Raw genomic sequence first — 14052 nt, forward strand, 5'->3', positions numbered from 1 at the left:
TGGTACAACGGCCACCACTCACGGCCGGAAGTTGATCCGGTCGTGCTGGAAGTCGAGGGTGACGCTGCTGAAATGACGGAGTTCGTCCGAGCCGAGCAGCCCGGACACACCCATGCCGAGGTCGACGACGGCGAGCGAGTGGGCCCGGAGCGGGATGCCGCCGATCGTCCACTGCCGCACCTTGACGATCGGCACGGTTCCGCTGCCGGTGACGCCCTGGACCCGGTGCTGCTGCCCCGTACGCGGCAACCCGAGCCGGCGGACGAGGCTGCGGTCCACGGAGGAGTTCGACGAGCCGGTGTCCAGGACGAACTCGTACGGGCCGCGGCCGTTCACCCGCACCGGGACGAAGACCAGCGTGCCGTCGCCGCTGTTGACGACCCGCATGGGGAGCGAGAAGGCGGTGCCGGTCTCCATCGGCGAAGGCACCGCCCCCAACGGCGAGGACAGCGACGATATGGGAACCGAACCGGCGGGCGCGGAAGAACTCGCGGAGGCGGCGGGCCGGGCCTGTGTCTCGGCGCAGCCGACGGTGACGGGCAGCGCGGCCGCCAGCAGCAGCCTGATGATCATCGTGCGGGACACAGGGACGGACGTTCCCGTCGGTGGGCGCGCTAACCCGGGTCGCCGAAGAAGCTGGCCGGATCTTGGCGGCCGGAAATGGACCGCCGAGGTCAGGCGTCGTGGCCGGGCGGATGACGCGGGCGGCCAGACCTTGACGGCCGGGGATGGACCGCGGAGATCAGGCGTCGCGGGCGGGCGGGATGACGCGGGCGGCCAGGTCCAGGACCCCCGCGCGGATGCGCTCCCAGTCGTGGCCGTCGGCGCGCAGCGCGTGGACGAGGTCCGCCGACAGCGCGGCCAGGAGCACGTGGGACAGGTGGTCGGCGTCGGCGCCCGGGTCCGCCGCACCGATGAGGATCGCCAGGTGACGATGCCAGAACCGGTAGCTTCCGATGCGGTAGCGCGCTCCCGGCACGGCGGTCTCGGACAGCCGTAGTACGTCGAGGTGGCCGCTGAGGTAGTCGACGTAGGCGTCGAGGAACGCCGTGATCCGCTCCACCGCCAACACCCCGGGGCCGAGTGGCGGCGGGCCCGACAGGATCCCTTCCTGCAGTTCGCGCTCCCGATCGTCGAGGAGGGCCACGGCGAGACCCGACTTGTCGCCGAAGCGCCGGAAGACCGTGCCCTTGCCGACACCCGCCTCGCGGGCGACGGCGTCCATGCTCACGCCGTCCACGCCGTGCTCGGCGAACAGCTTGGCCGCGGCGTCGAGCACGAGCCGCCGGTTGCGCGCGGCGTCGGCGCGTTCGGTCGGCCTCCGGGCCGCCAGCGACGACAGCTCGACGTCCTCCGGCATCCGCACTCCCTCACTCGGTCGATCCCTCGACATTCGGACCATAGTCCGGTAGCGTCCCCGACATCAACCGGACTACGGTCCGATTATCGAAGGGATCACCATGACCGCGCTCATCTCCCGCGAGGACCTGCGTACCGCCATCGAGGCCGGCACGGTGACCGTCGTCGACGCGCTGCCCGAGTCGTACTACGCGCAGCAGCACCTGCCCGGCGCGCTCAACCTGGTCGAGGACGAGGTCGACGCCCGCGCGGCGGACCTACTGCCGGACCGGAACGCCCCGATCGTCACCTACTGCTCGAACGCCGCCTGCGGCAACAGCGAGGCGGTGGCGACCCGCCTGACGGCCCTCGGCTACACCGACGTCCGCAAGTACCGCGACGGCATCCAGGACTGGGCGGAGGCCGGCCTGCCCGTCGAGTCCGGAGCTCCCGCCGCCCGCTGACCTGCCGCCACCGCCGAGCGGCCGCGGCCCGGCCGACCCGGCCGCTCAGGTGTCCGTCCCCTCCGGACCGGCGCCTCGCGGCACACAGAGGGTCACCCCGGCCCTCCGCCCGGCCACTCAGGTCCCCTCCAGCACGGCCCGCCCCGCCGCTAGGCGTCCGGCCGCTCAGGCGTCCCCGGCCCGGCGCCTCGCGGCGAACAGAGGGTCACCCGGCCCGCTTCCGTCCGGCCGCTCAGGTGCGGCCCGCCCTCGTCCTGCCGCTGGGCGTGCGGCCACTCGGGCGTCCCCGGCCCGGCCGCACGCCGGCCCGGGCACGCGCTCAGGCGCCGGTCTCGGCCGCCCGTACGCGCTCGATGACGGGGGCGAAGGCGTCCATGTACGAGCCGTGCACCGTGTAGTACGTGAAGCCGTAGCGCTCGCGATAGCGCAGGATCCGCTCGGCCATCTCGTCGACGGTGCCGATCAGGACGAATGGCGTCTCGAGGATCTCGTCGGCGCTCAGGACGCGCCCGAACCGCTCGCTCACCTCCTCGGCGGCCGCCCGCCGGTCCTTCGTCTCCAGCACGAGCTGGACGAGCGCCTGCCACTCGACCTCGTCCGCCCGCTCGCCCGCGCATTCGCGCGCGTAGCGGACGCGGTCGTCCGTCTCGGCCGCCGTGGCGAGGCGGAACGTCCCCGGAGGCTGTCCCTTGACCTGGTACGTCCCGGCGATCCCGACGATGTCGGCGCGCTCCGCGGCGACGCGCAGGATCCGGTCCCCCGTGCCGCCGATCAGCAGCGGCGGCCCGGAGCCGTCGAACCCGCGCCGCTGCACCGGTGCGAGCGCCGGAAGCCCCATCGCCTCGCGGAGCGCGGCCTGCTGTTCGTAGCCGTCCGCGGCGAAGAGCCGGGCCAGTTCGCCGATGGTCGCCTCGAGGCGGTCGGCCCGGGCGCCGAAGGGCTCCCACGGGATGCCGGCCTCGTCGAACTCCCATTTCATGTGCCCCGCGCCGAGGCCCAGCTCCAGCCGGCCGTCCGTGAGGACGTCCGTGGTGGCCACCTCCCGCGCCAGCAGGGCCGGATTCCAGAAGGCGGCGTTCAGCACGAGCGTGCCGACCCGGAGGCGCTCGGTCGCCGCGGCCGCGGCGACCAGTGCCGGGAACGGCGCGGGCATGCCGAGGTGGTCCGCGGCGAACACCGTGTCGTAGCCGTACCGCTCGCCCTGCCGGCAGGTCTCGACGAGCGCCGCGTGGGATTCGAGGCCGAGGAGGTTGAAGGAGAACCGGAAGCCGCTCATGACGATCACCCTGACTCACGACCGTACGGCGGGCAAAGCCCTTCGCCTCAGGGCGAAAACGGTCAGTCCTGGCTCTGTGCCCGCTTGTCCAGCGACGCCAGGTAGGCGTTGTAGTCGGCCAGCTCGTCGTCCTCCTTGCGCGCGGCTGCCCGGTCGTCGCGCCGCTCCTGGCGGCGCGCCACGCGCTGGTCCTCCGCGAACCACTGGAACACCATCGCGAGCAGCACGATGAACGTCGGGATCTCCCCGAACGCCCACGCGATGCCGCCTCCGGTGTGCTGGTCGGAGAGGATCGACGGCCCCCACGGCCGGTGCAGCGAGTTGTACCAGCCTGCGGCGATCGGCTGCCCGAGCTCCATCAGCGCGATGCCGAAGAAGGCGTGGAACGGCATGGTGACGAACAACAGGATGATCTTGGCGATGAACGGTATCCGGCGCGGCGTGGGATCGACCCCGATGAGCACGTAGAAGAACAGCGTGCCGGCGAGCAGGAAGTGCACGAGCATCGCGAGGTGGCCGACGTGGGCGCGCATGAGGTAGCCGAACAGCGACGTGAAGTACAGCACGTACGTGCTGCCCATGAAGATGATCGTCGCGGTGGCCGGGTGGGCGATGAACGCCATCCCCCGGCTGTTCAGGATCGCGGTCAGCCATTCGCGCGGACCCCGGTCGCCGCGGATCGCGGCCGGCTTGAGCGCGCGCAGCGCCAGCGTCACCGGGGCGCCCAGGACCAGGAAGATCGGGGTCAGCATGGACAGCACCATGTGCTGGATCATGTGCACGCTGAACAGCACCGGAGCGTACGTCGCGGCGCCCGTCATCGTCACCGCCACCACCGTGGCCAGGCCGACGAACCAGGCGGCGGTCCGGGTCACGGGCCAGCGGTCACCGCGGCGGCGCAGCCGCGTCACCCCGGCGATGTACAGGCCGCCGAGTACGACGACGAGGACGGCGAAGAACAGGTCTGGGCGCCACAGCGTCGCCAGCCGGGTGAGGTTCACCGGCGACGGCATGTCGAAGCCCAGCAGGCTGCGCACGGGGGTCTCGTCGGTCGCGGGCGCCGGCGGGGCCGTGCGGGCGAGCGCGACCGCGACTCCCATCGTCGCGGCCATCACGAACGCCTCGACGGCGACGAGCCGGATGAACGGCCACGGCGGGCGGACGACCGCCGGCCGCGCGTACCCCTTGGGGTTGTGCGCCATGATGGCGGGCAGCGTGCGTTCGCGGTGCAGCCAGCCGAGCACGCCGAGCGTCGTGAACAGGGCCGCCTTGACCAGGACCAGCCGACCGTAGTCGCTGGTGAACAGCTGGGTCGGAGTGGGGACGCGGGAGATCGCGTTGGCGACGCCGCTGACCCCGACGGCGACGAAGCACCACAGCGCCATCCGGCTGAACCGGTGGGCGGCCACCCCGAGGTGGTCGCCGTCGTGGGCGGCGTGCCAGCCCAGGATCAGCAGCCCGCCCACCCAGGGCGCGAGCGCGACGACGTGCATGGCGAGGCCGCTGATGGCCAGCTCGTGGTTGGGTGAGGACGCCGAGTGGCCGGTCAGCGGGGGCGGCAGCAGCGCGACGAGGGCGGCGACGAGCAGGCCGGCCGCGCTGCCGGGCGTCGCGGCGGTCCGGGCCAGCAGGGCGATCATCGCGGTCAGCAGCACGACGATCATCAGCGCCGTGCCCTGCGGCAGCTGACCGACGTAGCTGGAGAGCTCGTTCCCGCCGGCGACCTTGGCGACGGGCTCGCCGAGGATGTCGGAGACCGTGAAGATCAGTGTGGCGGCGGCCCCGGCCGCCCAGACGGCGGCGATCCAGGAGGCGCCTCGTATGTAGCGCACGGCCTGCGGGTCGAGCACGCCCTTGACCGAGGGCAGCAGGACGACGGCGCCCAGCAGCACGCCGACGGTGAGGGTGCCGCCGAGGTCCATGGTCAACCGGGCGACCGGGAGACCCCACCGGGTGAGCGTGCCCGCGTCGGCGAGTCCGCTGATGACCTTCTCGCGGACCGCCCCGCCGGCGACCAGCGCGACGAGAAGGGCGGCGATGCTGGTGAGCCCGACGAGCGCCGCCGCGATGTACGGCCGGTGGCTACGCACGGGCGACCGCGGCCCGGAGTCGAACGGCTGGGCGAGACGCACCGGCACGGGCTCCGACCGAGCCGGGGCAGACGTCGGCGGAGCCGGGGCGGGCGTCGAGCGCGCCGGGGCGGACGTCGGGCCAGCCGGAGCGGGCACCGGCCGAGCCGAGGTAGGCATCGGCCGAGCGGCCGGAGCGGGCGTCGGCGGAGCCCGGGCGGCGCGCGGGCGGCGAGAGGTTCATCATGGCGAAGGAGGCGGTCTCTCCGGGTCGGCAGGTGTTCCCGGGGCGCTCATCACTCTGGGCGCGCTCCGCGTGCGGCCTCGTGCCCCGGCCGCCGCTCGCCCGCTCGTCAGGATCGCTCCCCGGACCTCCTCAGCTTATTCACCCTCCGCCGCCCGGCGGATACGGGTCGCCTGTACCGCTCCTGACCTCCTCCGGCCGCGCGGTCCCGCACAGGCCAGCACCCGGTGGACACGGGTCGCCCGGGATGCTCCTGGCCTCCTCCGGCCGCCGGATCCCGCACAGGCCAGCACCCGGTGGATACGGGCCGCCCGGGATGCACCTGCCCCCTCCGGCCGCCCAGACCCGCACAGGCCGGCGCCCGCCGGATACGGGTCACCCGGGATGCTCCTGGCCCCCTTCCGGCCGCCCGGTCCATCACAGGCAGACATCCGGTGGATACCGGTCGTCCGAGATGCTCCTGACCTCCTCCGGCCGCCCGGTCCCGCACCGGCCGGCGCCCGCCGGACACGGGTCGCCCGAGATGCTCCTGACCTCCTCTGGGCGCCCGGTCCCTCACAGGCCGGCGCAGGCCAGCGCCCGCCGGTACGCGTCGGCCCGCTGCTGTGGTGAGCCGGCGTCCGACAGCAGCTCGGCGAGCCGGAACCAGCCCTGCGCCGCCTCGCGGGAGGGCCCGATCTCCCTGAGGCAGGTCATGGCACGCTCCAGCGTGGCCGCCGCCTCGTCCGGGCGGCCGAGCCGCAGGGTCGCCTCGGCGAGTGCGATCAGGGCTCCGGCGGTGGCCGGCCGCGCGTCGTTGCCCAGGAGTTCCAGCGCTTCGTTCGCCCGGTCGGCGGCCCGCTGCGCCTCGCCCGTCGCGAGCTCCGCGCGGGCGAGTTCGGTGAGGCACCAGGCGACGTCGAGGTCCGCAGCCCCGGTCGCGGTCAGCTCGTGGAGGGCGCGTTCGAGCTCGTCGCGGGCGCGCTGCGCGTCCTGCGGCCGGGCCAGCAGCATGAGGGTGGCGTACTCCCTCCGCAGCCGGCTCACGTCGCGCAGGTCCGCCGCCTCTCCCAGGAGGGACAGCGCCCGCTCCCCGTACGTCGCCGCCGTGTCGAAGTCGCCCTGGTGCTTGGCGACGAGGGCGGTCTCCCAGTAGGCGGCCATGCGGGCGGCCGGGCTGCCGGTCGCCTCCGCGTGGTCCAGCAGCCGGTCGGTCAGCTGCCGGGCACTGACCAGGTCGCCGCGTTCGAGGTAGACGCCGACGAGGGTGCCGCCGAGCTTGACCGTCTCGTCGCTCCACGGTCCCTCTTTGGCGGTGACCCGCGCGAACGCGCGCTCGGCGAGGGCCGCGCTCTCCGCGAGGTCGCCCTTCTCCCGGTGGCAGCGGGCGGCGGCGACGTTGACCCGGATCCATTCGTCGGTGTCGTACTCCGGGGACAGGTCCGACCCGAGGGCGGCGAACTCCCGCAGCGCCTCGTCCAGCGCACCTGCCGCCTCGAGGGCGAGCGCGTGTCCCCACCGGGCCCGGCGCGCCGACTCGGGCAGCGCGGCCAGTGCCGGGTCGGCCAGCAGTTCGGCGAACCAGTCGCGCGCCTCGGTCGCCCGGCCGTTCCGCAGGGCGGTCTCGGCACGGTCGAGGGTCGTCTGCAGCCGCTCCTGCGTGGCCTCGTCGATGCCACTGGAGAGGTAGGACGCCGAGCAGCCGAGCTTGCGGGCAAGGAGTCTGACGACATCGGGGGTCGGGGTTCGCTTCCCGCTCTCGATCAAGGAGACGTAGCTGTCGGACAGCTCGGGAAGAGCCAGCTGCGCCTGGGAAAGACCCTTGCGCATCCGCGCCCAGCGGATGCGTTGTCCGAGCGATTGGTGACTATCCACTTTGACCCACTTTAACGAAAACAATCAACTGAGAATCAGGAGGGTTTGTTGAATCCACGGCGTGGACCACGGAGCCTCGCGGGCTTCGCCCCCGCTGACGGGACGTTCTCCCGCCGACCAGCGATACTTCGACGATCACGCCCCCTAGCAGCGGCCGACCGATCGACCCGCTCGGCCCGATCTACGGCACTGAAGATACTTGTACCAGAAAGGATAGTTTTCGCCGCCTTCTTACAGAAGACTCTTGGAGGACATTCGAAACCCGGCCGCGGCGATCCGCGCCGGGAACGCCCGCGGTGTGCGGCCGATCCACCCACCGGCCCCGGCAAAGCAGGACGACGATTCGCCCCATTTCACACATAGATCCGAAATCGCCGCACGCTCGCACGGACCGTACGAGCGGGGCGGGTGCCGCACCCTACCGGCCGCCCGCCTGCGAGGGATCCGTAACTTACATACCGATGAGTCCGGAAGACCACGTCAACGACTAGTCTTCCGACGTCACCCCTGCGGCCCGCGACCCGTGCGATCCCGTTCATGATCGATTCGTCGGAGGCCGCGCTGAGTCGCGACCCCTGCGAAACGGAGCCCCGAATGACGACGCGGCTGGAGGCCGGAGGTCCCCTCGACCGCTTCTTCGACCTGACCGCACGCCGGACCACGGTGGCGCGCGAGGTACGCGGCGGCATCACCACGTTCGTGGCGATGGCCTACATCATCCTGCTGAACCCGATCATCCTCGGCGGCGCGGAGGACGTGAACCACGCGCACCTGTCGATCCCGCAGCTGACCACCATGACCGCGCTGTCGGCCGCGATCTCCACCCTCATCATGGGCCTGGTCGGCAACGCGCCGCTGGCCCTCGCGTCCGGGCTCGGCATCAACGCGGTCGTCGCCTTCCAGGCCGCTCCGCACATGACCTGGCCGCAGGCCATGGGCCTCGTCGTGCTCGAGGGCGTGGTCATCGTGATCCTGGCCGTCACCGGGTTCCGCGAACGGATCATGAACGCCATCCCCCTGGCGCTCAAGCACGCCATCGCCGCGGGCATCGGCGCCTTCATCGCCCTGATCGGCATGGTCGACTCCGGTTTCGTCGGCAAGGGCGACGGCACTCCCCTGACCCTCGGGTCCGGCGGCCACCTCGCGGGCTGGCCGGTCGTCGTGTTCGTCATCGGCCTGCTGCTGATGATCGTGCTGTACGTCCGCCGCGTCCCCGGGGCGATCCTGCTGAGCATCGCGGTCGCCACGGTGCTCGCCGTCGTCATCAACAGCAACACCACGATCGCCGACAAGGCGTGGGGCACGGTCGTGCCGAAGCTGCCTTCCAAGCTCGTCTCGTCCCCCGACTTCGGGCTGCTTGGCAAGGTCGACATCTTCGGCGGCTTCGGCCGGGCCGGCGTGCTCACGGCCCTGGTCGTGCTGTTCACCCTCGTGCTGAGCGGCTTCTTCGACGCGATGGGCACGATCCTCGGGCTCACCGAGGAGGCCGGGCTGCTCGACGAGGAGGGACGCGTGCCGCGACTGGGGCGCATCCTCGCCGTGGACGGCACGTCGGCGATGATCGGCGGCCTCACCAGCTCCTCCGCCGGCACCGTGTTCGTCGAGTCGGCGGCGGGCATCGGCGAGGGCGCCCGCACGGGGCTGGCCAACATCGTCACCGGGCTCCTCTTCACCGCGACGCTGTTCCTCACCCCGATCGCGGCCGTGGTCCCGGCGCAGGCCGCCGCGCCCGCGCTCGTGATCGTCGGCGCCCTGATGATGACCCAGGTCGCCAAGATCGGCTGGTCCGACCTGGACATCGCGATCCCGGCCTTCGTCGCGATCGTGATGATGCCCTTCACGTACTCCATCACCAACGGCGTCGGCGCGGGCGTCATCGCCTACACCCTGATCCAGACCGCCCGCGGCCGGTGGGCCGGCTGGCTCCTGTGGGTCGTCTCGGTCGTCTTCGTCGCCTACTTCGGCATCAACGTGATCGAGCGGATCTTCGGCATCTCCTGACGCCGCATCTGACCGCCCCGGGAGCCGACGGACCCGGGGCGGTCAGGCGTATGGATACCGTTAAGGCCATAGGTGTGCCGGGAAGTCTGGTCGGCGCTGTCGTTGTCGTCCCCTTTTTCAGGAAGAGGCAGCCGCCGTGGCAGACGTCGAAGCGTTCGGGCTCGCCGTTCTCGTGATCGCCCTCATCGGCACGGTCGCCGTGCTGTCCAACCGGTTCAGCGAGCGCGCCCGGATCCCGGCACCGGCGATCTTCCTGGTGTGCGCGGCGATCGCCTCCGACCTGTGGCCCAGTCTCGGCTCGGTCTCCCTGCCGACGATCGAGAAGATCGTCACCGTGGCGCTCGCCGTGATCCTGTTCGACGGCGGCATGCACATCGGCCGGCGCCGTTTCCGCTCGGCGGCCGCCGCCACGGTCTGGATCGGCGTCGCCGGGACGCTCATCACCACCGCGGCTCTCGCCCTGCTCGCCCATTACGCGTTCGGCATGGACTGGCGCCTGGCCGTGCTGCTCGGCACCGCTCTCGCCCCGACCGACCCGGCCGTGGTCTTCTCCGTGCTGGGCCGCCGGGAGATCGCCGGGCGCACCGGCACCCTCCTGGAGGGCGAGTCCGGGGCCAACGACCCGGTCGGCATCGCCCTGCTCGTCGCCGTGCTCGGCGCGACCGGCGGCGGACTGTCGGCGGTCGGCCATGTCACGGTCGGGTTCCTCCAGCAGATGGTGATCGGGGCCGCCGTCGGCGTGGCCGGCGGGATGCTCCTGCTGGCGTTCATGCGGCGCGTCCCGCTCCCCAGCGAGGGCCTGTACGCGCTGCGGGTGCTGTTCGGCGCGCTGGTGATCTACGGGCTGGCGACCGTCGCGCACGGTTCGGGCTTCCTCGCCGTCTTCGCGGCCGGCATCCTGCTCGGCGACGAGCGCGCCCCGTACAAGAGGGAGATCGAGCGGTTCCACTCGTCGCTGGCGAGCCTCGCCGAGATCGTCGCCTTCATCATGCTCGGCCTCACGATCAGCCTGCGCGGCCTCGGTGACGGCGGAGCGTGGTGGATCGGCCTCATCATCGCCGCCGTGCTGGCCTTCGTGATCCGGCCGGTGTTCGTCGGGCTCCTGCTGTGGCCGGTGCGCCTGCGGCGGAACGAGCGGATCTTCGTGCTGTGGACCGGGCTGAAGGGGGCGGTGCCGATCCTGCTCGGCCTGTTCATCCTGCAGGAGGGACTGCCCGGCGTCCGGCGCGCGTACGAGATCATCTTCGTGGTGGTCGCCTTCTCGGTGACCGTCCAGGGCGGCCTGGTGCCGGAGCTCGCCCGCCGGCTGCGCATCCCCCTGCGCGTCGTCGAGCCCGAGCCGTGGAGCCTGGGCGTACGGTTCCAGGAGGAGCCGGAGGGCCTGCACCGATACCAGGTGAGGGCGGGCTCGGCCGCCGACGGCATGACCGTCGACGAGCTGCCCTGCGGCGAGGACGTCTGGATCAGTTTCGTCATCCGGGGCGGCCGCCTGGTCCCGGTGCGCGGCGACACGCTGATGCGGGCGGGAGACGAGGTGCTCGTCCTGGCCCCCGGCACCCCGGACCTGGAGGCCGTCTTCACCCGCCGGCGGGACGACTCCTCGGCGAGCTGACACTGTGTCAGCATCCTTGGGGATGCGGATACAGATTGGTGCCGCCTCTGCGGCCGTCGCCCGGTCACTCTTAGGGGAGAAGCACCCTGAGGAGGAAACGTGAAGGTCGGCGTACCCCGCGAGATAAAGAACCACGAATACCGCGTGGCCATCACGCCCGCGGGCGTGCACGAACTGGTCCGGCACGGCCACGACGTCCTCATCGAGCGCGGGGCCGGCGCGGCTCGTCGATTCCGGACGAGGACTTCATCGGCGCCGGGGCCAAGATCCTGGAGACCGCGGACGACGTGTGGGCGGCCGGCGACCTGATCCTCAAGGTCAAGGAGCCCATCGCCGACGAGTACCACCGGATGCGGAAGGGCCAGACGCTCTTCACCTACCTGCACCTGGCGGCCTCGCGCGCGTGCACCCAGGCCCTGCTCGACGCCGGCGTCACCTCCATCGCGTACGAGACCGTCCAGCTGCCGAACCGGTCGCTGCCGCTGCTCGCCCCGATGTCGGAGGTCGCGGGCCGGCTCGCGCCGCAGGTCGGCGCGTACAACCTGATGCGCTTCAACGGCGGGCGCGGCGTGCTCCCCGGCGGGGTTCCCGGCGTCGCCCCGGCGAAGGTCGTCGTGATCGGCGGCGGGGTGTCCGGGCTGAACGCCGCGCAGATCGCCGTCGGGATGGGCGCGGACGTCACCGTGATGGACGTCAACGTCGACCGGCTCCGCCACATCGACGCGATCTACCAGGGCCGCCTGAAGACGCTGGTGTCGAGCGCGTACGCGATCGAGCAGGAGGCGCTCGGCGCCGACCTGGTCATCGGCGCGGTGCTGATCCCCGGCGCCAAGGCCCCGACGCTGATCTCGAACGAGCTGGTGTCCCGGATGAAGCCGGGCTCGGTGCTCGTGGACATCGCGATCGACCAGGGCGGCTGCTTCGAGGACTCCCACCCCACGACGCACGCCGACCCGACCTACAAGGTCCACGAGTCGGTCTTCTACTGCGTCGCCAACATGCCGGGCTCGGTGCCGAACACCTCGACGTACGCGCTGACGAACGTCACGCTCCCCTACGCCGTCGCGCTCGCCGACAAGGGCTGGCGTACGGCGCTGCGGGACGACCACGCGCTGGCGCTCGGCCTCAGCACCCACGACGGCGCGCTGGTCAGCGAGCCGGTCGCCGAGGCGCACGGCCTCCAGGCGACCGCGCTGGAGGACCTGCTCGCCTGACGGCCTCGCTCACGAGCGCCCCGGCCGGCCGATGGGCCGCCGGGGCGCTCGCGCGTTCTTCGCCGTGCCGAGGACCGCCGGGGCGCTTCCGAGTCCTCCCGGCTCCACGGGAAGGCCGGGCGGCCGCAGGGAACCGCGGGCTCCCGGCGAGGACGCTTCGCCGAGGCGGACGCGGAGGGCCCGTTCCGCGTCCCGTATCGTGCCACCCATGGGGGAATTGATCCTGTTGCGACACGGTGAGACCGAGTGGAGCCGCACCGGAAGGCACACCGGCCGCACCGACGTCGCCCTGACCCCGCGCGGTGAGGAGCAGGCCAAGGCGCTGGCGCCGCTCGTCGCCGCCCGCGACATCGCGCTGACCGTGGCGAGCCCGGCCCAGCGCGCCCGGCGTACGGCCGAGCTGGCGGGGCTGACCGGCGTCGAGACCGACGACCGGCTCTGGGAGTGGGACTACGGCGCGTACGAGGGCCGCACCACGCCCGCGATCCGCGAGGAGCGGCCCGGCTGGTACCTGTGGACCGACGGAGTCCTGGAGGGAGAGACCGTCGACCAGGTCGGCGCCCGGGCGGACGCCGTCATCGAGCGCGTCCGGCCGTCCCTCGCCGAGGGCGATGTCGCGCTGGTCGCGCACGGGCACGTGCTGCGGGTGCTGACGGCCCGGTACCTCGGCCTGCCGGCCGCGGACGGCCGGCTGTTCCGCCTCGACACCGGGACGCTCTCCACGCTCGGCACCGAGCACGACCGTCCCGTCATCGGCTCCTGGAACGTCCCCGCCCGCTGAGTCCCGAGCGAGGCCATGGAGAAGCAAATCGGCCGGCTCAGCCCGCGATGCGGTGTTTCGCCCAAAAGGACGTCAGGTCGGTGGACGTCCTGGCCTGCGCCGCCGCCTTGAACTCTGCGGTCGTCGAAACCCCGTACCGGTGTGACCGTACGTAGCCGCGAAGCAGGGTCGTCATGGCCGCGTCGCCCAGCACGCGGCGCAGGTCGTGCAGGGCGCACTTGCCGTACTCGTAGACCACGATCCCGTAGCGGCTGGAATGCTCGTCCTGGTCCCAGTAGCTCATCGAGTTGCTGATCTTCTCGGCCGGCGACGTCCACCTCCCCCGGCGCCAGCATCCGGAGCCGCTGATGCCCCGATAGAGGTCGGTGGCCCGGATCGGCGGTGGATGCCCAATAGAGGATTCACGGCCGGCGCACCGCGGCCCGTCGACCCGGCGGCGGGGAGAGAGCGGTCTGGAGATGATGATCGCCGGAGACCCGGCTGCGTGTTCTCAGGACGTAGGCTCGCCATCGTGGACGATCTTCGTATGGCCGACGTCGGCGACGTGCGCCTGGCCTACCGGACGTACGGGGCGCCGACGGCCCCGCCGCTCGTCCTGCTGCACGCCCTCGGTGAGGACGGCGGGACCTGGCGGGCGACCGCTACGGCGCTCGCCGCCTCTCATCGGGTGTACGCGGTCGACCTGCGCGGGCACGGCGCGAGCGGCCGGACCGCCGCGTACTCCTTCGAGCTCATGCGCGATGACGTCGTGGCGTTCCTCGACGCCCTGGGGCTGGAGCGGGTGAGGCTCGTCGGGCACTCGATGGGCGCCACCGTGGCGTACCTGCTGGCCGGGAGGCACCCGGAACGCGTGGACCGCCTCGTCCTGGAGGAGCCGCCACCGCCCGTCCCCGCCGATCCACCGAGGCACGTCCCGGCGAACCCGGAGGAGACCGAGGCGTTCGACTGGGCGGCGGTGGACGCGATCTACCGGCAGCGCAACGACCCCGACCCGGCCTACTGGGACGCGCTGGCCGCGATCACGGCGCCGACGCTGGTCGTCGCGGGTGGGCCGAGCAGCCCCCTCCCCCAGGACCAGATGGCGAGGCTAGCGGAGACGATCCCCGATCACCGGTTGGCGACCATCGACGCCGGGCACCTCGTCCACGAGGAGAGACCCGGGGAGTTCGCCGCCGCGCTCGCCGCCTTCCTCGCCTGAG

At 72.2% G+C, this 14052-nt stretch carries 11 protein-coding genes and 1 pseudogene; 6 read left to right on the top strand and 6 right to left on the bottom strand.

The annotated features are described in order from the left end of the window. Positions 1–18 precede the first annotated feature (18 nt). Both ACYVF7_RS44025 and ACYVF7_RS44030 read right to left on the bottom strand, forming a co-directional pair. The gene (locus ACYVF7_RS44025) at positions 19–585 is read right to left on the bottom strand and encodes a retropepsin-like aspartic protease (RefSeq protein WP_460351918.1); all 567 of its coding nucleotides are present in this window, start codon (positions 583–585) and stop codon (positions 19–21) included. A 157-nt stretch (positions 586–742) separates the two neighbouring features. Continuing rightward, complete coding sequence (locus ACYVF7_RS44030; RefSeq protein ID WP_460351919.1) at positions 743–1360, bottom strand: TetR/AcrR family transcriptional regulator; 618 nt, start codon at positions 1358–1360, stop codon at positions 743–745. A gap of 100 nt (positions 1361–1460) precedes the next feature. On the opposite strand from ACYVF7_RS44030, the gene ACYVF7_RS44035 reads away from it, so the two are divergent. Continuing rightward, positions 1461–1802 (top strand): rhodanese-like domain-containing protein, encoded by a 342-nt coding sequence (locus ACYVF7_RS44035; protein ID WP_460351920.1) that lies wholly within the window; start codon positions 1461–1463, stop codon positions 1800–1802. A gap of 319 nt (positions 1803–2121) precedes the next feature. On the opposite strand, the gene ACYVF7_RS44040 is transcribed toward ACYVF7_RS44035, so the two are convergent. From ACYVF7_RS44040 to ACYVF7_RS44050, 3 genes are all read right to left on the bottom strand, one after another. Next, on the bottom strand, positions 2122–3078 hold the full coding sequence (locus ACYVF7_RS44040; RefSeq protein WP_460351921.1) for a TIGR03621 family F420-dependent LLM class oxidoreductase: 957 nt from the start codon (positions 3076–3078) through the stop codon (positions 2122–2124). 62 nt (positions 3079–3140) lie between these two features. Next, on the bottom strand, positions 3141–5327 hold the full coding sequence (locus tag ACYVF7_RS44045; protein WP_460351922.1) for a cytochrome c oxidase assembly protein: 2187 nt from the start codon (positions 5325–5327) through the stop codon (positions 3141–3143). A 619-nt stretch (positions 5328–5946) separates the two neighbouring features. After that, positions 5947–7245, bottom strand: a complete 1299-nt coding sequence (locus ACYVF7_RS44050; RefSeq protein ID WP_460351923.1) for a helix-turn-helix domain-containing protein — start codon at positions 7243–7245, stop codon at positions 5947–5949. A gap of 594 nt (positions 7246–7839) precedes the next feature. On the opposite strand from ACYVF7_RS44050, the gene ACYVF7_RS44055 reads away from it, so the two are divergent. The 4 genes and pseudogenes from ACYVF7_RS44055 (at position 7840) to ACYVF7_RS44070 (ending at position 12853) form a co-directional block, all read left to right on the top strand. Continuing rightward, positions 7840–9246 carry an NCS2 family permease gene (locus tag ACYVF7_RS44055; RefSeq protein ID WP_460351924.1) on the top strand — a complete coding sequence of 469 codons (1407 nt, stop codon included), beginning with the start codon at positions 7840–7842 and terminating at the stop codon, positions 9244–9246. A gap of 136 nt (positions 9247–9382) precedes the next feature. Next, entirely contained in the window at positions 9383–10858 is a 1476-nt protein-coding gene (locus ACYVF7_RS44060) for a potassium/proton antiporter (protein WP_460351925.1), read from the top strand. A gap of 99 nt (positions 10859–10957) precedes the next feature. Beyond that, positions 10958–12072, top strand: a pseudogene (ald, locus tag ACYVF7_RS44065) (alanine dehydrogenase). A 208-nt stretch (positions 12073–12280) separates the two neighbouring features. Continuing rightward, on the top strand, positions 12281–12853 hold the full coding sequence (locus ACYVF7_RS44070) for a histidine phosphatase family protein (protein WP_460351926.1): 573 nt from the start codon (positions 12281–12283) through the stop codon (positions 12851–12853). Positions 12854–12890: 37 nt separating this feature from the next. On the opposite strand, the gene ACYVF7_RS44075 is transcribed toward ACYVF7_RS44070, so the two are convergent. Further along, positions 12891–13136 carry a M1 family aminopeptidase gene (locus ACYVF7_RS44075; protein ID WP_460351927.1) on the bottom strand — a complete coding sequence of 82 codons (246 nt, stop codon included), beginning with the start codon at positions 13134–13136 and terminating at the stop codon, positions 12891–12893. A gap of 228 nt (positions 13137–13364) precedes the next feature. Between ACYVF7_RS44075 and ACYVF7_RS44080 the strand changes: the two genes are divergently transcribed. Further along, positions 13365–14051, top strand: coding sequence for an alpha/beta fold hydrolase (locus ACYVF7_RS44080; RefSeq protein ID WP_460351928.1), 687 nt, complete (start codon positions 13365–13367; stop codon positions 14049–14051). Position 14052 lies beyond the last annotated feature (1 nt).

This window comes from Actinoallomurus acanthiterrae, assembly GCF_054775715.1.

What these genes read in the sequence shown, in the direction of transcription:
- ACYVF7_RS44030 (WP_460351919.1), bottom strand. Translation starts at nt 1,360, where the DNA reads ATGCCGGAGGACGTCGAGCTGTCGTCGCTGGCGGCCCGGAGGCCGACC.
- ACYVF7_RS44035 (WP_460351920.1), top strand. Translation starts at nt 1,461, where the DNA reads ATGACCGCGCTCATCTCCCGCGAGGACCTGCGTACCGCCATCGAGGCC.
- ACYVF7_RS44040 (WP_460351921.1), bottom strand. Translation starts at nt 3,078, where the DNA reads ATGAGCGGCTTCCGGTTCTCCTTCAACCTCCTCGGCCTCGAATCCCAC.
- ACYVF7_RS44045 (WP_460351922.1), bottom strand. Translation starts at nt 5,327, where the DNA reads ATGCCTACCTCGGCTCGGCCGGTGCCCGCTCCGGCTGGCCCGACGTCC.
- ACYVF7_RS44055 (WP_460351924.1), top strand. Translation starts at nt 7,840, where the DNA reads ATGACGACGCGGCTGGAGGCCGGAGGTCCCCTCGACCGCTTCTTCGAC.
- ACYVF7_RS44070 (WP_460351926.1), top strand. Translation starts at nt 12,281, where the DNA reads ATGGGGGAATTGATCCTGTTGCGACACGGTGAGACCGAGTGGAGCCGC.
- ACYVF7_RS44075 (WP_460351927.1), bottom strand. Translation starts at nt 13,136, where the DNA reads ATGAGCTACTGGGACCAGGACGAGCATTCCAGCCGCTACGGGATCGTG.